General features: G+C 37.5%; 19 protein-coding genes, 4 pseudogenes and 1 riboswitch. Of the genes and pseudogenes, 17 read left to right on the forward strand and 6 right to left on the reverse strand.

Annotated features, from left to right (window positions below):
• The first annotated feature begins 51 nt into the window (after positions 1 to 51).
• From mutS to ACQKOF_RS01620, 7 genes are all read left to right on the forward strand, one after another.
• Positions 52 to 2,631: a DNA mismatch repair protein MutS gene (gene mutS, locus ACQKOF_RS01590; protein WP_427553011.1), complete on the forward strand. Its 2,580-nt coding sequence runs from the start codon at positions 52 to 54 to the stop codon at positions 2,629 to 2,631.
• Between the two features lie 14 nt (positions 2,632 to 2,645).
• Complete coding sequence (gene mutL, locus ACQKOF_RS01595) at positions 2,646 to 4,514, forward strand: DNA mismatch repair endonuclease MutL (protein ID WP_427553013.1); 1,869 nt, start codon at positions 2,646 to 2,648, stop codon at positions 4,512 to 4,514.
• A 196-nt stretch (positions 4,515 to 4,710) separates the two neighbouring features.
• On the forward strand, positions 4,711 to 6,357 hold the full coding sequence (locus tag ACQKOF_RS01600; RefSeq protein WP_427553015.1) for a glycerol-3-phosphate dehydrogenase/oxidase: 1,647 nt from the start codon (positions 4,711 to 4,713) through the stop codon (positions 6,355 to 6,357).
• Between the two features lie 3 nt (positions 6,358 to 6,360).
• On the forward strand, positions 6,361 to 7,275 hold the full coding sequence (locus tag ACQKOF_RS01605) for an alpha/beta fold hydrolase (protein ID WP_427553017.1): 915 nt from the start codon (positions 6,361 to 6,363) through the stop codon (positions 7,273 to 7,275).
• A complete protein-coding gene (gene miaA / locus ACQKOF_RS01610) occupies positions 7,262 to 8,164 on the forward strand; it encodes a tRNA (adenosine(37)-N6)-dimethylallyltransferase MiaA (RefSeq protein ID WP_427553019.1) in 903 nt (300 codons plus the stop codon). Before ACQKOF_RS01605 ends, miaA begins: the two co-directional genes overlap by 14 nt.
• A gap of 90 nt (positions 8,165 to 8,254) precedes the next feature.
• On the forward strand, positions 8,255 to 8,485 hold the full coding sequence (gene hfq, locus ACQKOF_RS01615) for an RNA chaperone Hfq (protein WP_427553021.1): 231 nt from the start codon (positions 8,255 to 8,257) through the stop codon (positions 8,483 to 8,485).
• A 99-nt stretch (positions 8,486 to 8,584) separates the two neighbouring features.
• On the forward strand, positions 8,585 to 8,887 hold the full coding sequence (locus tag ACQKOF_RS01620) for a rhodanese-like domain-containing protein (protein ID WP_427553023.1): 303 nt from the start codon (positions 8,585 to 8,587) through the stop codon (positions 8,885 to 8,887).
• Positions 8,888 to 8,944: 57 nt separating this feature from the next.
• On the opposite strand, the gene ACQKOF_RS01625 is transcribed toward ACQKOF_RS01620, so the two are convergent.
• Entirely contained in the window at positions 8,945 to 9,340 is a 396-nt protein-coding gene (locus tag ACQKOF_RS01625; RefSeq protein ID WP_427553025.1) for a hypothetical protein, read from the reverse strand.
• 327 nt (positions 9,341 to 9,667) lie between these two features.
• Between ACQKOF_RS01625 and ACQKOF_RS01630 the strand changes: the two genes are divergently transcribed.
• The 5 genes and pseudogenes from ACQKOF_RS01630 to ACQKOF_RS01650 form a co-directional block, all read left to right on the forward strand.
• Positions 9,668 to 10,537, forward strand: a complete 870-nt coding sequence (locus ACQKOF_RS01630; protein WP_427553027.1) for a DMT family transporter — start codon at positions 9,668 to 9,670, stop codon at positions 10,535 to 10,537.
• Between the two features lie 812 nt (positions 10,538 to 11,349).
• A riboswitch (cobalamin riboswitch) is annotated at positions 11,350 to 11,524 on the forward strand.
• Between the two features lie 113 nt (positions 11,525 to 11,637).
• Positions 11,638 to 12,168 (forward strand): annotated as a pseudogene (locus ACQKOF_RS01635) (nicotinate-nucleotide--dimethylbenzimidazole phosphoribosyltransferase); the annotation flags it as partial.
• A 585-nt stretch (positions 12,169 to 12,753) separates the two neighbouring features.
• Positions 12,754 to 12,882: pseudogene (locus ACQKOF_RS01640) on the forward strand (MerR family DNA-binding transcriptional regulator); the annotation flags it as partial.
• Between the two features lie 13 nt (positions 12,883 to 12,895).
• A pseudogene (locus ACQKOF_RS01645) lies at positions 12,896 to 13,280 on the forward strand (RNA-guided endonuclease InsQ/TnpB family protein); the annotation flags it as partial.
• Between the two features lie 203 nt (positions 13,281 to 13,483).
• Positions 13,484 to 14,014 (forward strand): annotated as a pseudogene (locus ACQKOF_RS01650) (nicotinate-nucleotide--dimethylbenzimidazole phosphoribosyltransferase); the annotation flags it as partial.
• Between the two features lie 142 nt (positions 14,015 to 14,156).
• On the opposite strand, the gene ACQKOF_RS01655 reads toward ACQKOF_RS01650, so the two are convergent.
• Complete coding sequence (locus ACQKOF_RS01655) at positions 14,157 to 14,762, reverse strand: trimeric intracellular cation channel family protein (protein ID WP_427553029.1); 606 nt, start codon at positions 14,760 to 14,762, stop codon at positions 14,157 to 14,159.
• 277 nt (positions 14,763 to 15,039) lie between these two features.
• Between ACQKOF_RS01655 and ACQKOF_RS01660 the strand changes: the two genes are divergently transcribed.
• The 3 genes from ACQKOF_RS01660 (at position 15,040) to glnA (ending at position 18,380) form a co-directional block, all read left to right on the forward strand.
• Complete coding sequence (locus tag ACQKOF_RS01660) at positions 15,040 to 16,284, forward strand: aminotransferase class I/II-fold pyridoxal phosphate-dependent enzyme (RefSeq protein WP_427553032.1); 1,245 nt, start codon at positions 15,040 to 15,042, stop codon at positions 16,282 to 16,284.
• Between the two features lie 302 nt (positions 16,285 to 16,586).
• Entirely contained in the window at positions 16,587 to 16,961 is a 375-nt protein-coding gene (locus tag ACQKOF_RS01665) for a MerR family transcriptional regulator (RefSeq protein ID WP_427553034.1), read from the forward strand.
• Between the two features lie 84 nt (positions 16,962 to 17,045).
• A complete protein-coding gene (glnA, locus tag ACQKOF_RS01670; protein WP_427553036.1) occupies positions 17,046 to 18,380 on the forward strand; it encodes a type I glutamate--ammonia ligase in 1,335 nt (444 codons plus the stop codon).
• 154 nt (positions 18,381 to 18,534) lie between these two features.
• Here the strand turns inward: glnA and ACQKOF_RS01675 are convergent, their stop codons facing one another.
• Positions 18,535 to 18,930, reverse strand: coding sequence for a CotD family spore coat protein (locus tag ACQKOF_RS01675; RefSeq protein ID WP_427553039.1), 396 nt, complete (start codon positions 18,928 to 18,930; stop codon positions 18,535 to 18,537).
• Positions 18,931 to 19,582: 652 nt separating this feature from the next.
• On the opposite strand from ACQKOF_RS01675, the gene ACQKOF_RS01680 reads away from it, so the two are divergent.
• Together ACQKOF_RS01680 and ACQKOF_RS01685 are read left to right on the forward strand one after the other, a co-directional pair.
• Positions 19,583 to 20,938 carry a YjiH family protein gene (locus ACQKOF_RS01680; protein WP_427553041.1) on the forward strand — a complete coding sequence of 452 codons (1,356 nt, stop codon included), beginning with the start codon at positions 19,583 to 19,585 and terminating at the stop codon, positions 20,936 to 20,938.
• Between the two features lie 158 nt (positions 20,939 to 21,096).
• On the forward strand, positions 21,097 to 21,651 hold the full coding sequence (locus ACQKOF_RS01685) for a hypothetical protein (RefSeq protein WP_427553043.1): 555 nt from the start codon (positions 21,097 to 21,099) through the stop codon (positions 21,649 to 21,651).
• A 74-nt stretch (positions 21,652 to 21,725) separates the two neighbouring features.
• Here the strand turns inward: ACQKOF_RS01685 and ACQKOF_RS01690 are convergent, their stop codons facing one another.
• The 3 genes from ACQKOF_RS01690 to ACQKOF_RS01700 form a co-directional block, all read right to left on the reverse strand.
• Complete coding sequence (locus tag ACQKOF_RS01690) at positions 21,726 to 22,163, reverse strand: hypothetical protein (RefSeq protein WP_427553045.1); 438 nt, start codon at positions 22,161 to 22,163, stop codon at positions 21,726 to 21,728.
• A gap of 237 nt (positions 22,164 to 22,400) precedes the next feature.
• A complete protein-coding gene (locus ACQKOF_RS01695) occupies positions 22,401 to 23,267 on the reverse strand; it encodes an ABC transporter ATP-binding protein (RefSeq protein WP_427553047.1) in 867 nt (288 codons plus the stop codon).
• A gap of 3 nt (positions 23,268 to 23,270) precedes the next feature.
• Complete coding sequence (locus ACQKOF_RS01700; protein WP_370042715.1) at positions 23,271 to 23,630, reverse strand: GntR family transcriptional regulator; 360 nt, start codon at positions 23,628 to 23,630, stop codon at positions 23,271 to 23,273.
• Positions 23,631 to 23,759: the final 129 nt, after the last annotated feature.

Raw genomic sequence — 23,759 nt, forward strand, 5'->3', positions numbered from 1 at the left:
CTTTTGTTATAATAAAAATATCTATATGGATAGAGCGAGGGAATTTTTAAAATGACAACATATACACCAATGATGCAACAGTATTTGCAGGTAAAGGAAGATTACAAGGATGCCTTTTTATTTTTTAGATTAGGCGATTTTTACGAGATGTTTTTTGAGGACGCTATTAATGCCTCTCAACTTTTAGAAATTACATTAACGAGCCGAGATGCGGGTGCAAAAGAGCGTATTCCAATGTGTGGCGTTCCGCATCATTCGGCAAGAAATTATATTGAAACTCTTGTGCAAAAGGGCTATAAGGTTGCAATTTGTGAGCAAACAGAAGATCCAAAGCAAGCAAAGGGTGTAGTGAAGCGTGAAGTCGTACAGCTTATTACACCAGGTACGATCATGGAAGGTAAGTCGCTCGATGGTAAAACCAATCATTTTATTGGTGCTGCGGAGCAATTCGACGATACGACATATGGCTACGCTTATTTAGACTTATCTACAGGTGAAGCAGTAGCCTCCCTGATTGAGGGCGACAGTAAAGCACTTTTATTGCAAATGCAGGCATATGGTATTCGTGAATTAATTGTAACGGAAAGTTTGCAACTTCTATTGGCAGAGCATGCAGTAAACGCGGGTATCGTCCTTTCTATTGAAACAGATGGAATGACGTTGGATAAAGCTGGACATTATTTAGATGCGGTGCCAAATGATTTACAGATGGCTTGCCTTCGTTTGCTAGCTTATATCGATAAAACACAAATGCGTTCATTATCACATATTCAAGCATTTACCTACAATGAAATGAAAAATTATTTACGTATTGATTCTAGCTCTAAGCGTAATTTAGAGCTTATTCAATCAATTCGCGGAGGCGATCAAAAGGGCACACTCTTATGGTTGTTAGATGACACAGTGACAGCAATGGGGGGACGAAAGTTAAAGCAATGGTTACACCAACCACTTGCTTCACATTCTGCCATTGAAGCTAGACTAGCAACCGTCACTGATTTATTGGAGGAGTATTTTGTAAGAACGGAGCTACAAGCCTCTTTAAAACAAGTATATGATTTAGAGCGTGTAGCTGGGCGTGTAGCTTTTGGTAATGTTGGAGGACGTGATTTAGCACAGCTACGTGATTCATTACGTCAAGTACCTACCATTCAGCAGCAATTACTTAGTACCAATAAAGAAACGTTGCAAAAGCTAGGCGCTGCACTTGATACGTGTGCGGATGTAGAGGCGCTATTAGCTCGTGCTATTACAGACAATCCGCCAATTACGATTAAAGAGGGTGACGTCATTCGAGATGGCTATGATGAGCGCTTAGATGAACTACGTTATGCTTCTCGTAATGGGAAGGATTGGATTGCACAGCTAGAGCAAGAGGAACGGATAAAAACAGGCATTAAAAACTTAAAAATCGGTTACAATCGAATTTTCGGCTACTATATTGAAATTACGAAATCTAATATCCATTTAGCTGATTTAACACGCTATGAACGTAAACAAACGTTGGCAAATGCCGAGCGTTATATTACACAAGAGCTTAAAGAAAAAGAAGCATTAATTTTAAATGCTGAGGAAGAAAGTTTAACGTTAGAGTATAACTTATTTGTGGCAATACGTGATGAATTAAAGGAATTTATTCCACGTGTCCAAGCTTTGGCGGCAAGCATTAGTGAGCTAGATGTGCTATTAAGCTTTGCAAGTGTTTCAGAGAAATATCGTTTTACAAAGCCTGAGTTTCATGGTGGACGTTCGTTAGAAATTATTGAAGGGCGCCATCCGGTTGTAGAGAAAATGCTCAATAAGCAAATGTATGTACCAAACGATTGTGTACTTGAGGAAAATAACAATATGATGCTTATTACTGGTCCGAATATGTCCGGTAAAAGTACGTATATGCGTCAGGTTGCACTAATTGTTGTCATGGCACAAATGGGCTGTTATGTGCCTGCAGAAAAAGCTAAATTACCAATTACAGATCAGATCTTTACACGCATCGGTGCAGCAGATGATTTAGCTGCGGGACAATCAACATTTATGGTGGAGATGTTAGAATCTCAGCACGCGATTACACATGCTACAAAAAATAGTTTAATGCTGTTTGACGAAATTGGTCGTGGGACATCTACTTATGATGGCATGAGTCTTGCTCAATCCATGATGGAATACATCCATGACAAAATTGGAGCAAACACTCTATTTTCAACTCACTATCATGAATTGACGGCACTTGAAAAGGAGCTTCCTCGACTGCAAAATGTACACGTATCTGCTACTGAAAAAAATGGCACGGTTGTCTTTTTGCATAAGGTGAAAAAAGGAGCTGCCGATAAATCTTACGGAATTCATGTAGCACAGCTTGCACAATTGCCAGAGGAAATTTTAACAAGAGCACAAGTGCTACTTGAAAACTTCGAGGCTGGAAATGAAGCTGGAAACGAAGTAGCCGTGGTACAAGAAGTAGTTGAAAAGCCAGTGCAAATGTCACTATTTACGGAGGAAGAACCAGTCTCTCCAGCAGAGACAGAGGTGCTTAAAAACCTAGAAAAAGTAAATATTCTAGGTACTTCACCAATGCAAGCGATGAATATTTTATACGAACTACAGCAGCAACTAGTAAACGCAAAAAAGTAAAGGAGTGATGCGCTATGGGAAAAATACAAATTATGGACGAGTGGCTGTCCAATAAAATCGCGGCAGGGGAAGTAGTTGAAAGACCAGCCTCTGTAGTTAAGGAGCTTGTTGAAAACGCCATTGATGCAGGAAGTACGTCCATTGATGTTTTTTTACTAGAAGCGGGCCTCACTTCAATTCAAGTCATTGATAATGGTAGTGGTATGGATGAAGAGGATGCATTAATATCATACTCTCGCCATGCGACAAGTAAAATTCATCAGGAGCATGATTTATTTCGAATTCGTACACTTGGCTTCCGTGGTGAGGCATTAGCTTCCATTGCATCGGTGTCAAAAATGACACTCATTACATCTAATGGTGAATCGGGAACGTATTTAGAGCTTGAGGGTGGGCATGTTGCTACTCATAAACCTGGCCCTTTGCGCAAGGGAACAGATATTACAGTAGCACAGCTATTTTTCAATACACCTGCTCGATTAAAATATATGAAAACAATACAGACCGAGCTTGGACATACAATTGATCTGATGAACCGTCTTGCACTCGGAAATCCACAAATTGCGTTTAGATTATTGCATAACGGTCAGCAATTGTTACAAACAAATGGACGAGGTGACGTACAGCAAGTGTTAGCTGCCATTTACGGTGTGCATAATGCTAAGAAAATGGTGGCATTCAATGGAGAGTCATATGATTATAAAATTTCTGGCTTCGTATCACTACCTGAGGTAACTCGTGCTTCGAAAAACTATATGTCGTTGTTTGTGAATGGTCGCTGGGTGAAGCATTATTTAGTACAAAAAGCGATTGTAGATGCCTATCATACGTATTTGCCCATTGAACGTTTTCCAATTGTAGCGCTTTATATAGAGGGAGATCCTTATTTAACAGATGTCAATGTTCATCCTGCCAAGCATCAAGTACGTTTAAGTAAAGAGCCTGAGCTTCTAAAGTTAATTGAGGAAACAATACGAGAGAAAATCCGCCATGTTATTCGAGTACCGCTAATGGAAAAGAAGGAGAAAGTGGTAAAGCCTGCGACGGAGCAGTTAAATATATGGAAACCAGCACCAAAGCTTGATGTGGAGAAAATGAATGCTATTGTAGAAAAGCTCTATGATGTGCAAACTGTTCAGGAGTCGAACGCATTAGAGCCTATAGTGCCAGAACCTAAATCTGTTCCTGCTGATATTGAAGATAGCTGGCAACCGACAACGATGATGGAAGTAATTCCTCCTGAAGAAGTGAAGCTAGAGGAGCCGGTGGAAATTCTAGAGGATGAGCCAGCTAAAGAACCATTCCCTGCGCTTGAAGTGGTAGGGCAAATTCACGGCACATATATTGTTGCACAAATGGAGGATGGCTTTTATTTAATTGATCAACACGCTGCTCAGGAGCGTATTAAATATGAATTTTTCCGTGAAAAGGTCGGTCAGGTGAACCCAAATGAGCGTCAGGCTTTATTGCTTCCATTGACCTTCCATTATGCTGCTGACGAGGCTCTTATATTAAGAGAAAATAGACAGGAGTTAGAAGCTGTTGGCGTATTTTTAGAGGAATTTGGACAGGCTTCATTTGTCGTGAGAGAGCATCCTAGTTGGTTCCCTAAGGGGGAAGAACAAGAAATTATTGAGGACTTAATTGAACAGGTGCTGACAACTAAAAAGGCGGACGTCAAAAAATTACGTGAGGCGGCAGCAATTATGATGAGCTGTAAAAAGTCGATAAAGGCCAATCATTATTTAACGAAAGAACAAATGGACACTTTATTGCAAGATTTACGTAATGCAGACAATCCATTTACATGCCCACATGGACGTCCAGTACTTATTCATTTTACAACTTATGAAGTGGAAAAAATGTTTAAACGGGTAATGTAGTTGTAATGCCTAACAATTTATTATAAGAATAATCAAGAGCAACATGAACAGTCCATGCTGCATAAAAGGAAATTTAGAACATAATAAAAATGAAGTTAAAGTTTCTATGCATAAAGTTATTGCTAGTTATACAGGCTGGCATACGCAATAGAGGTTAAACGTATTTTCAAATTAGAGCTAATGGGGGAGAAAGGTTATGTTTTCATTTGAGCATCGTCCTAAGATTATGCAGTTTTTAGAGCAATATAGCTTTGACGTTTTAGTCATTGGTGGCGGCATCACTGGTGCTGGCATTGCACTTGATGCAGCATCTAGAGGGTTATCAGTCGCTGTGATTGAGAAGCAGGATTTTTCTGCTGGCACATCAAGCCGTTCAACAAAGCTTATTCATGGTGGACTTCGTTATTTAAAGCAACTTGATGTAGGCGTAGTAGCGGAGGTTGGGCGTGAGCGTGAAATTGTTTATGACAATGCTGTTCACGTGACAACGCCTGAAAAAATGCTACTACCTTTATATAAAAAGGGCTCACTTGGACCATTTACAACATCAATGGCATTGAAGGTATATGATCGATTAGCGGGTGTCAAAAAGCATGAACGTAGAACAATGTTAAATGCTCAGGAAACGGCAGCGCTCGAACCTTTACTCAATCGAGATGAGCTTATTGGTGGTGGCTATTACGTTGAATACCGTACAGATGATGCCCGTCTGACGATTGAAGTGCTGAAAAAAGCTGTGGAATATGGAGCGCTTTGTTTAAATTATGCGGAGATGACAGAATTTTTATATGAGAAGAAAAAGCTTGTCGGGGCACAAGTGAAGGATCATATTACAGGGAAAACGATTGAAGTACATGCCGCGCAAATCGTCAATGCTACTGGACCTTGGGTAGATGAGGTCCGCCAAAAGGATAAAGTAGTAGACAAAAAGCAATTACGTCTCACAAAAGGGGTTCATATTGTCCTTGATCAAAAGGATTTTCCATTACGACAAGCAGTGTACTTTGATATAGTGGATGGGCGTATGGCCTTTGCAATTCCACGTGATGGTAAAGCCTATGTAGGGACAACAGATACAGTTTACGAGGGAGACCCTGTACATCCTGTCGCTACCCAAGAGGACGTTGATTATTTAATTGCTGCTGCAAAAACTGTCTTTCCAACTGCAAATATTTCAAGAGATACGATTGAATCGTCGTGGGCAGGTGTGCGTCCACTTATTTTTGAAAAAGGGAAGGATCCATCCGAAATTTCACGCAAAGATGAGATATGGACGGCTCCGAGTGGACTAATGACGATTGCGGGTGGCAAACTAACGGGCTACCGTCAAATGGCAGAAACAATCGTTGATAAAATTGTGAAAACCCATAAATATAAGCACGCAAGTCCATGTGTAACACGTGAGTTATCACTTTCTGGTGCAAAAGGCATTAATGCCATCAATTTCACTGATTATAGTACTTATAAAGCTAAAGAGGGCGTTCAGTATGGTCTAAATTATGATGAAGCCAAACAGCTTGTACAAAAATATGGCACGAATGTTGATGCTTTATATAACCAGGTAAAATATTTGCATGAATATGGAAGTACGATGCCCCTGGCCCTACATGCAATGCTACTTTATGGCATAGAAGCGGAAATGGTATACACACCAAGTGATTTCTTTATCCGTCGAACAGGCTTATTATACTTCGATATTGATGCGGTAAAACTTTATAAACAGCAGGTCATTCAAGTTATGCAACACCATTTTAACTATACAGAGTCACAAAGAAATACTTATGTCGCTCAACTTGAGCAAGCAATTTTAGATGCAACAAATTTTGCGGAGGAAGGAGTGTAGGCAATGCGTTATATTGAAATGTCAGATGGCCATTTTCTGTTTACTCGAACATTAAAGCCAACCAAGCCATGTATTGGTCATATTCATATTCTACATGGTATGGCGGAACATAGTGGACGTTATGTTAAATTTGCAAATAGCCTAAATGAAGCTGGCTATGCAGTGACAATGCATGATCATCGTGGGCATGGAGAAACAGCAGCCTATAATGGCACACTAGGTTTTTTTGCTGAAGAAAATGGTTTTGATCGCGTCGTAGAGGATGCATATGAAGTAGTAACATTATTGCATGAACAATTTACAGATGTACCTTTGATTTTATTTGGCCATAGTATGGGATCGTTCATTACTAGAAGATATATTCAATTGTACAGCGATCAAGTGGATAATGTGATTCTTTGTGGAACAGGAAATGTTACAGCATTGCATACGATGGGGAATTTAGTTTCAAAAGTATTGGCCAAACAGCTTGGTAAAGAGACGGAGAGCAAGTTGTTAAATAAGCTGAGCTTTGGTAGCTTTAATAAACAGTTCCCAAATTCGAAGACTGCGTATGACTGGTTATGTTCAACAGAGGACGAGGTGCAAAAATATATAGATGATCCGTATTGCGGCTTTATTCCAACAAATCAATTTTTTGTGGATTTAACTACAGGTTTTATGTCATTAAATCGTAAAACAGAGATAGCAAAAATAAAGAAAGACTTACCTATATTATTGATAAGTGGTAGTAAGGATCCAGTAGGAGAACAAGGCCAAGGTGTGTACGCTGTTGCACAACAATTTGCAGCAGCGGGCATACAGGATGTGACGGTTTACTTATTTGAGGATAAGCGCCATGAAATCCTAAACGAGGACAATCAAGAGGCAGTCTATCAAGTTTTATTACGGTGGTTAGAAAAATATGATACAAGATAAAATACAGCAGGCAGAGGTCGTAGCAATCGTAGGGCCTACTGCTTCTGGTAAAACGGCACTAAGTATTGAGTTAGCAAAAAAATATAATGGCGAAATCATCAATGGTGACTCCATGCAAATCTATCGAGGCTTAGATATTGGTACAGCGAAAATTACTGAAGAAGAGATGGAGGGTGTACCCCATCATTTACTAAGCTTCAAAGAGCCCACAGAGTCCTTTTCAGTAGCAGACTATCAAAAATTAGTGCGAGCTAAAATTGTAGAAATTCAAGCGAGTGGTAAGCTACCGATTATTGTAGGGGGCTCAGGTTTATATGTGCAGGCAGTACTTTATGACTTTCAATTTACAGAGGAGCAGGTAGATGTGGCGGCGCGAAAAGCCTATTATGCAGAACTAGAGAAATTAGGTCCAGAGGCAATGCATGCTAAGCTTAAAAAATTTGATCCACAAACAGCAGAGACGATTCATCCAAATAATACTCGCCGTGTTATACGAGCGTTAGAGATGATTGAACTTAGTGGCGTTTCAAAGGCATCCGAAGCACACAATCGTGGAGAAGTTCCACTCTACAATCATGTGATTATAGGGCTTGGGCAAAATATGTCACGTGAAGTGCTCTATGATCGTATTAACCTTCGTGTCGATATAATGATGGAAAAAGGGCTTTTAGAAGAAGTAAAAGGCTTATGGCAGCAAAATATTCGAGGTGTACAGTCAATCCAAGCAATCGGCTACAAGGAATTATATGATTACCTGGATGAAAAATGTTCTTTAGAAGAAGCCATTGACAGTTTAAAGCAAAATTCTCGCCGCTATGCGAAAAGACAACTAACATACTTCCGAAATAAAATGGATGTATATTTTGTTAATAATGACGAAAAACTTTAATCAATTTCTAAAAATTACTAATTGCCAAATTGGTAGAACATGCTACTATAGGAATGAAGAGGTAGAAAGAGAGTATAGGGAGGCATTTTGATGAAATCAATTAACTTGCAAGATACATTCTTAAACCATCTACGTAAAAACAATGTTTTTGTAACTGTGTTTTTATTAAACGGATTTCAGTTGAAAGGAACTGTGAAATCCTATGATAATTTTACAGTATTATTACTAGATGCTGAAAACAAGCAACATCTTATTTACAAACACGCTATTTCTACATTTGTTCCAACAAAGCAAGTAGATTTTTTAGAGACAGACGAATAGAAACATTAGAGTAAAACAGTTAGTGTTCATGACACTAGCTGTTTTTTTGCCTTCAGGCTATAATGTAAGAGGAAATCGACATATTGGAGGACTACACAGATGAAAACTATGGATACAACAGAAATATTAGAACTATTAGATGCGAACGAAGACCTATACATTATTGATGTTCGAGAAGATGATGAAGTAGCACAAGGCATGATCCCTGGTGCTCAGCACATTGCTCTTGGAACAATCCCTGAACGCTTAGAGGAATTAGATGCTTCTAAGCCATACATTATCGTTTGTAAGGCAGGCGGTCGTTCAGCAAATGCTTGTGCATACCTTGAAGCGCAAGGCTTTGACGTAACAAACCTTGAAGGCGGCATGCTTGCTTATGATGGAGAGTTAGAATTTAAATAATGACATACTTTAAAGAGAAAGAGCCTATTAATATTTGCTCTTTCTTTTTTCTTGTTCTTATTTTTTTAGAGAGTTCATGATAAGGCTAAAATTTTTTTCGAAATTATTGTATGGATTATCCTTTTTTTGCTCACGAATCTTTAGGTTATAACTGGCAAAGTTTAAACCGGCACCGTAAATTTGTAATGCGCCATTCGCTAGATCACCTTTCTGAAGAAGTTCAATACCTTCCTTTAAGAAGTTTTCGCTCTCATCAAAGTGACATTCAGTAATGTTTTTATCTCCACTGTGAAATAACTTTAGGTTTTCAATGATTTTATTCGCTGTATCTTCACTTATTGTAGCGTCTACATTGATTAATATTTGGTTTATCGGTTTTACTAGCCGAGCATATAGGCTATCATAATTTTCACATGTTTCAGCAATTGCGTTTCTTAGCTCTTTTGTGTCCATCGTCTCTTCGCCTACCTTTTTATTTTGTCCTACCTTACATTGTATTAACCTCCAAATTTATCTAGCATGCCAGTTTCAATAATTTTTATCGTTTTTGGTACTTATCAAAAGATAGCATCTAGCATTAATATTCTTGCGTATGAATATTTAGAAATATGTTACAATTGAATTCGTTAAGGAGGGATTAGTATGTATCGAACGATTGCACCCCCAACAATGTCTTTACAGTAGAATCTACTGTTTAGGCATTCAATAAAAGCTTGCTAATTCTCAATAGATTCTACTGTATATCGAACACTATATACATGTAGAAAGTAGGAATTAGAAATGAGCGGAAAACTATCTTTTATTTTATCAATGATTATTTTTGGCGCTGTCGGTGTTTTTGCAAAATACATTAAGTTGCCTTCAAGTGAAATTGCCTTTTGGATGAGTCTCATTGGCTCTTGTTTTTTACTGTTGATTTTCCTTTGTAAAAAAGAAAGGTTTACGAGAACAACTATTTTGCAAAATAAAAGGCCCTTAATGCTTTCAAGCTTTGCCTTATGCGGCAATTGGATTTTCCTTTTCCAAGCGTATAAGGAAACAACCATCGCAAATGCAGCGCTAAGTTACTATTTTGCTCCAGTATTAGTGATTTGTTTATCACCTATAGTTTTGAAAGAGAAAATAGTTGTAAGAAAAATTTTTTATGTTTGTGTGGCTCTAGTAGGGCTGTATTTTATCGTTCAAAGTCAAACTACCGAAACGAGCGAACATTATATCGGTATTGTATATGGGCTTATTGCAGCTTGTTTCTATACAATAGTTACATTCACCAATAAGTATATTCATGGATTAAAAGAGCCTGATAATACAATTATTCAACTTACTTTAGCAGCGTTATTCCTTGCTCTGTATCTTATTGGGACAAATGGGTTCCAAGTCATGCAAATCGATATAAAATCAATTAGTTTACTCATAGCACTGGGCATTGTCCATGCTGGAATCGGCTTCTACCTATTCTTTTTCGGAATGCGTCATCTAAAAGGGCAAAGTATAGCTATTTTAAGCTATATTGATCCACTGACATCATTAGTGATTTCGACGATGATTATAGGAGAGAAAATGGCGACCCTACAAATAATAGGAGCTATTCTATTACTCGGCGCAACATGTCTGAGTGAAATAGATAAAACAAAGCGTATATCACAGTAGTAACGAATAAGAAGTTCCTGAAAGCATTTGTGCATAGCAGAAGTTGCACTTTGCCTTTCTACTCTTAATTGACTTCGCTGTGGCAAAAATTGTAGCAGCAACTTAAATCGGAGCTTGTGGAACTGGTATAGTACTACTTTGTACAGCTTGTATTGATGGAGTTTTTATATTAGGTTCATCTAATATTGATAAAAACAAGAAGCCTTCGAATAAAAGGCTTCTTATTTTTTTCTTACTTTTTTAGGGGGCAGTCATGCTATAAAAATAATTTAAGAGACAAGGAACCAAATAAATTAAAATAGTACCTATAGCAAAAACAGATATCACTTTTATCAGTTCTTTTTTAATTTCTTTTTTCAAGATAACACCACCTATAACACTCAATTGTAGTTAACTTAAAAAGTACTTTACATGATATGTTCTACAAATTTATACTAACATCTATTTCTGAATATTCATTCTATTGCGTAAGTGTGAGTGCTTTTTTACTAGTGTAAACGTTATTACTAGTGAATTATTAGCAGTGTGAATTAGCCTTTCATAAGATGAAAAAATATAGTTAATTTGTTTATATTAATCCACTTAATTATATTATTGAAGCTATTAGAAAAACACTTATCTTCAAGACTCAAAATTTTCATACGTATCTGACTGAACTTTCAGTAATAACTGCTATAGCAGTTACTACTTTAGTATTTTGTGTTAAAGTTTTTAAATATGAATAGTTAAGCATATTTAAAAACTTTAAAATTCAACAAAGCTCGAAAATTTTAAATGTTGACACAAAAAACACTTTATCGTACATTTAAAATAATTGCATAAAAGCATTAGGTGCCCATTGCGGGAGAATAGGGAATAAAGTGAAAAGCTTTAGCGGTCCCACCACTGTAAAAGGGAGTTTCATAGAGAATGCCACTAGCATCGCTGGGAAGGTTCTATGAAATGTTGAAATTGAGCCAGGAGACCTGCCTATCTGCTTCGGTTATATAGACGATGGAAAAGTCTGTAGTTTATTTGTTATGGAATAAACTACAGGCTTTTTATTTTTTCTCTAAATCATTCTTCGAGTAACAAGGGCAAAAAAGAAAGGGGAAATTTTCATGCAATTATTACAACAGACGATTCAAAACATTCAAAGTGTTGACCACAAAATGATGGAGCAGGCAAGAGAACGCATAGATGCACTTTGCAAGCCTCCTGGAAGCTTGGGAAGACTAGAGACTCTTGCTGTGCAACTATCCGGAATTACAGGAGAACTATTTCCTGAGATTGATAATAAAGCGATTATTGTCTGTGCCGCAGATCATGGTGTTTGTGATGAAGGGGTGACATCTAATCCACAAAATGTGACGGTCTTTCAAACATTAAATTTTCCTAGAGGAGGGACTGGTGTCTGTGCTATCGCAAAAATCACAGATGCTAAAATTGTCACAGTGGATGTTGGCGTAAAAGAAGATATTCCACATGATGCTGGTGTCATCCTAAAAAAAATTAAATATGGAACGGACAATATGGCAAAAGGTCCTGCTATGTCAAGGGAAGAAGCCATTCAATCTATTGAAGTAGGGATTGAGGTAGCTACGGAAGAAATAAACAAGGGGATAAATGTACTCGGGACAGGTGAAATGGGTAACTAATCTGTTACGATAAATTTAAACAAAACTATACAAATCTGTATAGAAGCATAGATTTATAACAGAATACCCTTCGTATCAAGAGATTGGTGCGAACTCCACGTTAATTGCTTTTAACTCCTAAAGCCTTGTGACCAACGCGGAGCTGGAAACGGCAGACGTAACGGTGCGAAAGCAGAAAAAACAACAAGGATGGCATAAGCTGAAAAAAATTACTCAGTGTCCGTAAAGGATTATCGTGACAACGGAAAACGGTGGCGCTAAGTGCTTTGGCAATGGATGTTTAGCAGCGAACTCCTAAATCTCTAATGAGACAAGGAAGACGTTCAACGACTATCTCCTTGAGGGAGAGTAAAACCGCAAGCGAATGGCGGAAGAAAAATGTGGCTCTTATTTAGAAGATAAGATGAAGATATAGTCTGCGCTTATGTGAAAGCATAAGAGGTCTACTCATGAGAGAAAGACTGCATGAAGGGTTGCGCCTTCGTGTGAACAAGAAAAATATATACAAATATAAAAATGTTAACAACCTCTCTAAATAGGGTAATGTGATTTTACCATAGTGAAAGAGAGGTGGTACGCATGGAATTAATGTCCATTGGGAAATTTGCTAAACGTGTTGGTGTAAATGTTGTAACGCTAAGAAGAATGGAAACAAAGGGCGAGCTTATGCCTGCCCATGTATCTTCTAGTGGTACGAGATATTACTCGAAAACAAAACGCTGAAATCCGTAATTTATATAAGCGACTTAACGACATCCGAACAAATCATTTACATCAGTGTTCTAATGAGATTGTGAAAACCAAGCCATCTCGTATTGTAATGGAACATTTAAATGTAAAAGGTATGATGAAAAATAAACATCTGTCGAAGGCGGTAGCCGGGCAAAAGCTATATGAATTCAAACGGCAAATTCAATACAAATGTGAAAAATACGGAATTGAATTTGTTGAAGCCGACAGATGGTTTCCATCATCAAAAACTTGTTCTTGTTGTGGACAAATCAAATCCGATATGAAACTGAAAGACAGATTATATATCTGCTCCTGTATTAAAGTTGGATAGAGATTTGAACGCAAACATTAACTTAGCAAATTACTCAATCTAAGGAATTTAACTGACACTAAACCTTAGATGTGTACGCAACGATACTGCGGAATTTAAGCCTTTGGAGAGTCATACTAAATGGTAGTAGCTTCGGCGAAACCAGACTCGGGAAATAAGGAAGACACAAATACGAAAGTCGAAAGATATAAGTTGTGTCACAGTAGAGATGTCTACATTTTTTTAAGCAATGTATATGTTTTTCGTATCGGAATTGGTAATACAACACCGAGTGCTGCCATATTATCGGTTCTTCGCGAATGTCATCCGAATGAAGTGACAGGCTTCGGTGCAGGTGTTGGACCAGGGGGAATAGCACATAAAGTAGAAGTCATTCACAATGCTATTGCATTAAACAAACCAAATTGTCATGATGCTATTGATATTCTTGCAAAGGTAGGTGGGTTAGAAATAGGTGCTATGGCTGGAGTGATACTTGCTGCCGCTGCACATCGTAAACCTGTTGTTATTGATGGCTTTATTTCTACTATTGCTGCTCTTATTGCATACAAACTCGAACCAAAGGTAAAAGACTATGTCGTTCCTTCACATGCCTCTGAAGAACCAGGTGCAAAAATTGCCGCTGAAATGCTCGGAGTTGAACCGATGTTGCAGATGAATATGCGATTGGGCGAGGGCTCTGGTGCAGCTTTAGCCTTTCCTATTTTGGACGCAGCTTGCTCTATGATGAAAAACATGGCTACATTAGAGGAATCTATGTTGCTATTGAAAAAATAACTTTATTAATCTTCAGGTGCTTTTTGTCGCTGCCATGGATGCACGGTGTTTGTGATAAATAAGAAATTAAATTGAAAAAATTCAAAACAAGCCCAAATATCAGATTTGGGCTTGTTAAAATGCAGCGGTATAAGGAAACAAGCTATGCTCGATTCAACTTCCGCAACGGTAAACGCCATTTCTTCATATATGAAAGTACTCTAAGTACTATGATCACACCAAATAATACATATAAAAAGAGATCCCCTGAAAATAGTTGAAGTCCGATGATAAGCCCGGCTAGTGCTGCCCAAACACCATAGATTTCATCACGGAGGACTAATGGTTGTCGTCTAGCTAATAAATCGCGAATAATTCCACCACCTGACCCTGTTAAGACAGCAGCTACAATAACGGCACTAATAGGCATGTCGAGCTTCACAGCATAAAGGGCACCTTGAATGGCAAATGCCGATAATCCAATAGCATCAGTGAAATTGCCCCAGCGATGCCAATGCTGAATAAGCCGATGTGGAAATAAGAAAAAAATTGTGATGGCTGCAATGGCAATTTGGAACATCATATCCTGCCCCCACAGTGTAGTTACAGGTAAACCTATAAGTAGATTTCGTATAGCTCCACCACCAAAAGCAGTTACGATACCGAGTATATATACACCGAATAAATCGTATTCTTCCTCCATTGCAATTATTGCCCCGGAAATAGCAAAGGCGATTGTTCCGACGATACTAAAAACCTCCCAAGCCAACCCTTTCACCCCTTATGTGAATAAATCATTTCATGTTGTTGTAGATTACAACCTAGAAAACATTAAAGTTACCTTTTGTATCTAGAAGTTTTTGCCAAGAAAATCATCGACTTACGATTTGGAATTATCAAATATCTTATTATAGCAGAATTAAATAGATTAAGGTCGTCATTAAGTTTAGTGCCTAATGAAAATCAGAAACAAATGCAATTTTTGCAGGCAAGCTCACAAATTGTTAAGATAAGATTTGAACAAATGTGAAATGGAGAAGAACATAATGACTTTTACAATCAATTTATCAGAAGAAACACTAGCATTAGCTGCTAAAATAGAAGAAAAGGTACGCCCTTTTCATGCAAAGGTAGAAGACATGGCGTTCTTCAATCAACAAAAAGTGCTTGCTGCGTTCCGAAAGCATCAAGTAAGTGATTATCATCTGCACCCGTCTAATGGTTATGGTTATGATGATGAGGGGCGTGACAATCTAGAACGTGTTTATGCAGAGGTCTTTGGAGCGGAGGCTGCCATTGTACGTCCGCAAATTATTTCTGGTACACATGCAATCACACTTAGCTTATTCGGCGTGCTACGTCCTGGTGATGAATTACTTTATATTTCAGGTCAGCCGTATGATACATTGCAATCAATAGTCGATAGTGGCGACAAGGATACTGGTTCATTAAAAGATTATAAAATTGGTTATAGCCATGTGGATTTAATCGATAATCAAGAAATCGATTGGGAAGGTGTTGCAGCTGCAATTACACCAAACACAAAAATGATTGCTATCCAACGTTCGAAGGGCTATGCAACACGCCCATCCTTTACTATTTCACAAATTGCTGACATGTGTGCGAAAATCCGTGAATTAGCACCAAATGCAGTTATTTTCGTTGACAATTGCTACGGTGAATTTGTTGAGGCACAGGAACCGACAGAGGTTGGGGCTGATTTAATGGCAGGCTCACTCATTAAAAATCCTGGTGGAGGCTTAGCGAAAATTGGTGGTTATATTGCGGGGCGTGCAGATTTAGTGGAAAAATGTGCTTATCGTATGACATCGCCAGGTATTGGTGCTGAAGCAGGGGCAACATTAAATACGCTCGGTGATTTCTATCAAGGATTTTTCCTTGCACCACATGTTGTATCTCAAGCATTAAAAGGTGCCATTTTCACAGCTGCTATGCTAGGAGAAATTGGCATGAATACATCACCTAGCTATGATGCTAATCGTACAGATTTAATTCAATCGGTTTCTTTCCAAACTGCGGAACAAATGATTGCTTTTTGCCGTGAAATTCAAGCAAACTCACCAATTAATGCGCATTATGCACCAGAGCCGGCCTATATGCCTGGCTATGAGGATGATGTCATCATGGCAGCTGGAACATTCATTCAAGGTTCCAGTATTGAGCTTACAGCAGACGGTCCTATTCGTCCGCCATTTACAGCATTTATTCAAGGTGGGTTAACATACGAGCACGTAAAATTTGCAATTTGTAGTGCTGTTCAAAAAATCTAAAAATAGATAGCTAAAAAACTATTCAAAATTTCCAATTTGAATAGTTTTTTTATGGATGAAAAGTTGAAGATGACATTTGTTTAAATGTAGAAATGTATATAAGTTGATAGGACATCTGACGCCCCCAGGAAAGGGCCAAGTCAGAACGGAAATCAATCCCCGCGATAGGATGAAAATTTTATTTTTCTACAATTTTTCGTCAGTTCAAAAAAATATTTAAATGCATGTTAGGAAACCTTACATGAGTGGTTGACAGTGTGAATTTTTCGTTATATTATTAGCAGGTATTGGAGGGGACTTAAATGAGTCGTGAAATTAGACGAACTATGCCGTTATTATCTATGAATATCGTAATGCAATTGACCGAGCTTTCGGCACGTCAGATTCGTTATTATGAAGAACACCATTTAATAGAGCCGCACCGAACAGAAGGCAACCGTCGAATGTTTTCATTAAATGACGTCGATACACTGCTGGAAATTAAAGATTACTTGGAACATGGCATGAACATGGCAAAAATTAAAAAGCTGTTCGCTAAAAAGAGTGAACCTGTTTCAACAGATGAACCTAATTTAAGTGACTCAGAATTACGTCGCATCATGCGTGAGGAAATGCTTCAAGCGCAGCGCATGCAAAAATCATCCATCCGTCGTGGGGATTTATCTCGATTCTATTAATAAACGGCAACATCATTAATTACTTTATTAATAGGGTAGGGTAATGATAAAAAAGCTAGACAATTTATAGGAGTGTGGAAAACTGTGGGTAAATACACAAAAGAGGACATTAAACGTCTAATCGAGGAAAAAAACGTAAGCTTTATACGTCTACAATTTACGGATATTCTTGGCACAATCAAAAATGTTGAGATTCCTGTAAGCCAACTAGATAAAGCTCTAGAAAACAAAATGATGTTTGATGGCTCATCCATTGAAGGCTTCGTACGTATCGAAGAATCAGATATGTATTTATATCCTGACTTAGATACTTTCGTAGTGTTCCCTTGGACTTCTGAAAAAGGGAAAGTAGCACGTTTCATCTGTGATGTATACACTGCTAAAGGCGAGCCATTTGCTGGTGACCCACGAAATAACTTAAAACGTATCCTTAAAAAAATGGAAGAAATGGGCTTCACAAGCTTCAATTTAGGGCCTGAGCCAGAATTCTTCTTATTTAAGTTAGATGCAAAAGGTGAACCGACATTAGAAGTAAATGACCACGGTGGTTACTTCGACTTAGCACCAACTGATCTTGGCGAAAACTGCCGTCGTGATATCGTATTAGAGCTAGAAGAAATGGGCTTTGAAATTGAAGCATCTCACCATGAGGTAGCTCCTGGACAACACGAAATTGACTTTAAATATGCAGACGCAATCACAGCTTGTGACAATATTCAAACGTTCAAATTAGTTGTTAAAACAATTGCTCGTAAACACGGTCTACATGCTACATTTATGCCAAAACCATTATTCGGTGAAGCTGGCTCTGGTATGCACTTCAACGTGTCGTTATTTAAAGGTAAAGAGAATGCATTCTACGATGAATCTACTGAAATAGGTCTTTCTGACACAGCAATGCAATTCATGGCAGGTGTCCTTGCTCACGTTCAAGGCTTCACAGCTGTGACAAACCCAACAGTTAACTCTTATAAACGTCTTGTACCGGGTTATGAAGCGCCATGTTATGTAGCATGGTCAGCTCAAAATCGTTCACCACTTATCCGTATCCCATCAGCACGTGGTCTGTCAACTCGTGTAGAAGTACGTTCTGTGGATCCATCTGCTAATCCATATTTAGCAATGGCTGTTATTTTAGAAGCTGGTCTTGAAGGTATTCGCCGTAACTTAACACCTCCAGCTGCTATTAACCGTAACATCTACGTGATGTCTGATGAAGAGCGTAAAGCGAATGGTATCGCAAACTTACCACCAGCACTTGACGATGCTTTAGCATTACTTGCTCAAGACGAAGTAGCGCAAGCAGCTTTAGGTGAGCATATCTATGCTAACTTTAAAGAGGCAAAAGAAATAGAGTTTGACATGTATCGTACAACAGTACACCAATGGGAGCGCGACCAATATTTAAAAATGTACTAAAAATATGAACCGAGTACCTAGTAAAGGTGCTCGGTTTTTCTTGTGCAATTAAGCGTTTAATAGTAAATGATAGAAATTAGGCATTTTCATAAGAAAGTGCTTTTAAAATAAAAAATAGTAGCGATGAGGCATTTTTAACCTCATCGCATATTTTTTAATAGCCCATATGATGATGACCCATATGATGATCCATAGGATGGCACATATGATGGCCCATATGATGATGGCCCATGTGATGGTGATGGTGTCCCATATGGTGGTGCGGCATATGGCAAGGCTCAGGTGGCATCTCGCAAAGTGTATGAGTTTCGCAACAATCTTCCACTACACATTCAGTGCAAGGGAAATGATATTGATGATCAATCATATGTTTATTAACTGTTGTTACATGTGTTGGTTGTACATGAGGTACGACCGTATGGATGTAATTAGTGCGTACATATTCCTCAGGTGGACAAAAATGTGGTTGTTCAAATTGAGTTGGGCACATTTGTGGCGGACAACAATGTGGACCTCTTGCATGGTGATGATGATGCATACGTCTATGCATGGTAAAACCTCCTATTTTGATAAGTTGTGGTTCATAATTAACATATGAGATGAAAGACAGTATGGTCTATTTGTATGCCTATTAAGGGTTGGTTAAATCTCTTAGGCAATCAAAATAGGTATGATTAACATTTCAGCCACTGTAAAATGGAGCTTTGTTGAAGGGTAATGATACAAAGAAGAAATGCGAATAATTAGAAGAGAATTATCACAATAACAAATTTTTTTGGATTGAATAAAAATTCATTTTGTTGTAGAATTAACCGATGTATTGTTGGTTTACGATATTTTTATAGCTATGACTTAATGAATAGAAATTTTGCATTGGCGGATGTTAATTATAAAAAAGTATGTTTGGCATTCCTTTATTACTTTTTAGAGGGATGTTTTTTTATTTTATCCGTATTCCATTTTTATCTCGCATTAACGGACCGTAATGAAAAATACTCCCGCCTCGAAATTCAGCGAAAGTAAAAAAGTTAGGTGGGAGATTAACGGCTCGTAAATGCCTAATTGGTAAAGACTTGCATCACGCAGGCCTAAGCACAAAGCCGATTCTGGACGCAATTATGCCGAGCCATAATTGATCAGTCTATAACTAACAAGCTTGATGTATAGAACTTCGAAAACATAGAGAAATGAGGCTTTAAATTGTGAAAAAATATCCTTCTTCTACATACTTTTTCTTCATAATTCCGTCTCTTATTGGTGTCCTATTATTTATGACACCAGTCTTAACGGAAGATGGATGGAAAGTTCCAATAGCTATTTTAGCAAATTTATTAGCAGGCTTAGTTGCTCCTATTATTAGTTATTTTACTATAATCATGTTTGCGATTTCGGCAATTGGATCACTCATTGCCAAATTTATTCCGCGAAATAATACAAAAGAGCCTAGCATATTATATACATTATTTTATGTAAATTGGTTTTGGACAATTATAAGAGTTATCGGCTTAGTATTTGCCTTAATGGTTGTCTTTGATTTTGGACCATCGGCGATTAATAATGAAAATACTGGTGGATTATTAATGAACCCAGACAGTGGTTTAGTAACATTTTTATTTACGATTTTCTTATTTGCAGGTCTACTACTACCATTTTTAACAAATTTCGGTTTGCTTGAATTTTTCGGAACGATGATGGTAAAAATCATGCGTCCACTCTTTAAAAGCCCGGGTCGTTCATCGGTTGATGCACTTACTTCGTGGGTTGGGGATGGAACAATTGGTGTTCTTATGACGAGTAAGCAATATGAAATGGGGAACTACACGAAAAAAGAGTCTGCCATTATTGCAACGAGCTTCTCTGTAGTATCCATCACATTCTGTATCGTAGTATTAGATACAGTGCATTTGTCACGCTATTTTATTCCATATTACTTAACGGTTGTCCTTTGTGGTCTTGTGTTAGCGATAGTAATGCCACGAATTTTCCCGCTTGCTAACAAAGAAGATACTTATATAGACGGTACACCAGCAGATTTATCACGTGAGGAATTACCAGAGGGTTATAATTCTGTGTCACATGGCTTAGAAAATGCTTTAGCCGTTGCGCATGCAAATCGTGACCCACGTCAATTTTTGAAAGATGGATTTAGAAATGTTTTGGATTTATGGGTTGGTGTAGCACCGGTTGTAATGGCATTTGGTACGGTTGCTTTAATGCTTGCTGAATTCACGAATATTTTTGCATTTTTAGGAAAGCCGTTTGAACCTATTTTAACAGTGCTTGGTTTACCAGAAGCAGCTGAGGCAGCACAAACGATGGTTGTTGGCTTTGCTGACATGTTCCTACCTTCAATTTTAGGAGCAGGAATTGAAGCTGACACTACACGATTTGTAATTGCTGTCGTTTCTGTGACACAGCTTATTTATATGTCTGAAGTCGGTGGACTTATTTTGGGTACAAAGATTCCACTAAAATTTTTTGATCTAGTTGTTATTTTCTTAATACGTACGGTTATTTCATTACCAATCGCAGCATTAGTTGCACACATACTCTTTTAGACTAAAAAGGCAATTGTTCGAATTTACTAACGCGAACAATTGCTTTTTTCTTTATCTAAATTGCGTCTTAAAAAGAATAAAGAGAACAGAATACAACTTGACACATAATTTCAATGAGTTGGGAAAAACTACACTTAAAGTGATACTGAGGTGATAAAATGGACAGAATTTTTTCTCTCTGCTTAAGTTCCTATTTGTTATTTTCTCAACCAAGTGATGCCTATATAAATGATTCGCTCAGTCCTTATGAAGAAATTTATCCTGAAATAGGCTATAAAACGGTTGAAGCAGCTGCCTCCGATTTTGAACGGCACTTTTATCAAGGACTAAAGCTACCACTTCGAGTACCGCCTATTAGTTTTACACATCATTTTGGTCGGTTTAATGATCTTGATGGTGACATGAACGATTTTTTTGAAGTTACATTTATTAATAATCAACTTCCTGAGCATCATTATAAAATAACGGTTCGACCTATTCAGTTTAAGTACCCATCTAAAAAGGAAAGTATAGTAAAGACATTCGAATTGAAAAACGGAACGACTTCAATTTATATGGAAATATCAGGTTTCAATGTACTTGCTTTTGAAAGAGAAGATTGGCAATATATGCTATGGATTGACAAGAGGGTTTCAAATAAGGTGACACCTGACGTTTTAGTCGACATTGCCAATTCTATTGACTATACAACGCAAGAGGATGAACATGGATAATAAAAAATGCCAAGACCTTTAATGTGGGCTTGGCATCATTTTCTTTTTGAAAGTATTCCGAATCGCCTCTAGAATTATGCTGCATTGACAGAAGCATTTCGAATCGCCATTGTTATGATAAAGTAGAGTAATGCACTAAAAACTAATAAACTACTTAAAAGAGTAAAGGTAGATATATTTGATAGTAGGTCAAATAAAGAAGAATACCACTTGAAAATGATTGTAACAATTGAAATTAAGACTAGTAACCCTATAAAACTGTAACCACCAAGAGTTCCTAAGCGATAAAAGACAACATTCAGCAAAAGGCCGGCTGTTAGGAAGAAAAGCAGTAAAATAGTATCCAATGCCATCGTTTGTAAAAATGATGGGGAATTATTAAAAAATAAAATAGGATGAATAATGAATATGTTAGAAACGAAAGTAATTATTTTTTGTGTACAACCAATTATGAAGGCACCTACTAAGCTCCAACAGATGAAAAAGAGCCCCACATTGAACATAAATTGCAAGCGACATAAACCAAGCCTTAAAAAATAAGACAAGGTTTTATTTAGTAACTTTGCTGACATGACACTGGAAAAGATGTAAACAGGTATAGAAATCATGATGGAAAAAGAATAAATATGCAGTTCAAAAAAAGTATCTATGAAAAGCGAAAATAGAACAATTGAAAATAAAACACCAAAAAGTTATAATTTGTTTTTTATAGCTTTGAAATAATACATACAAACTACCTTTTACTGTATTCATTTAATAGCCCTCGCTTTCTGCTGTTTACTTAAATACACCAACATATCTTGTAGTGAAACACGTTCAAGCATAATATTCTGTCCTTCAATGGATTGGCCATCAGTGAAGACAATTGCAGTTAGCTCCTGCATAAACGTATGCTTATAAATACTCTTTAGACCATTAATTGCTTGCTCAACTTCAGAAGGACTACCTTTTACTGCAACAATATGCTCATGCCATTCCTCCGCTGTTTTCTGAAGCAGTAATTGTCCTTCGTGTAAAATAAGTATTTCTTCAAATAGCTCACTTGCCTCATCAATTAAATGTGTAGACAAAATAAAAAGTCTTGGATTTTCGGTTTGTTGTTCAATCAATAAATCATAAAAAGTATTTCGGCCGGCTACATCAAGTCCAATATAAGGTTCATCAAAGATCGTAATTTCTGCATGGCTCGCAAAGCCTGTGATAATGCCTAACGCAGACACCATTCCTTTTGATAAACTGCGAACCTTATCTTTTGGATTTAGAGCAAAAACTTCTAGTAGCTCCATTGCAAGATTCTCATCCCATTTAGGATAAAAGAAGCTATTCGCCTTTAACGTTTGTGCAATAGTCATTTCCTCTTGGAAATTCCCACTCTCTGCAACAAAACAAATATCACGTAGAGTTAAAGGTACATTAAATACATTTTCTCCATTGACAGTGATGTTCCCGTTAGTTGTAGCAATAAGCCCTGATAATAAATTTAAGAATGTTGTTTTACCAGCGCCATTATGGCCCAAAAATCCAATAATTTTAGGTCCTTCAATTGTAAAAGTTATATTTTTTAAAGCTTCCTTATGTTTATATGATTTACTAACATTTTTCACTTCAATTTTCATAGGTTAACTCCTTTGAAACATATTTTGTAATTCTTCATCCGAAATACCTAATCTTATTGCTTCTTTTTTCAATGGCTCAATATGTTGCTTGAAAAAATTTTCCTTACGCTCCGCAATTAATATCTCACGAGCGTCAGTACTAACAAACATGCCGACGCCGCGTTTTTTATAAATTACGCCTTTGTCCACTAATTCGTTCACGCCCTTTCCAGCTGTTGCAGGATTAATTTGATATTCCTTTGCAAATTCATTTGTGGATGGAATGCGATCTTCGGGTTGTAGGTGTCCATCTAAAATTCCATCCTCTATTCGTTCGCGAATTTGTTGGAAAATGGGCTTTTCATTGTTTAAAGAGTGAATCACAATCCACCTCCTTGTGTTGATTGGTTAATTACTTATGTAACTAACCATATAACGTGAGGATATTTTTGTCAATGCCATATTATGAAAAAATTAGTTGACGGAATGCATTCATTAAGTTAATATAACTAG

The sequence above is a fragment of the Lysinibacillus sp. NPDC093190 genome (genome assembly GCF_050280425.1).
GTDB lineage: Bacteria > Bacillota > Bacilli > Bacillales_A > Planococcaceae > Lysinibacillus.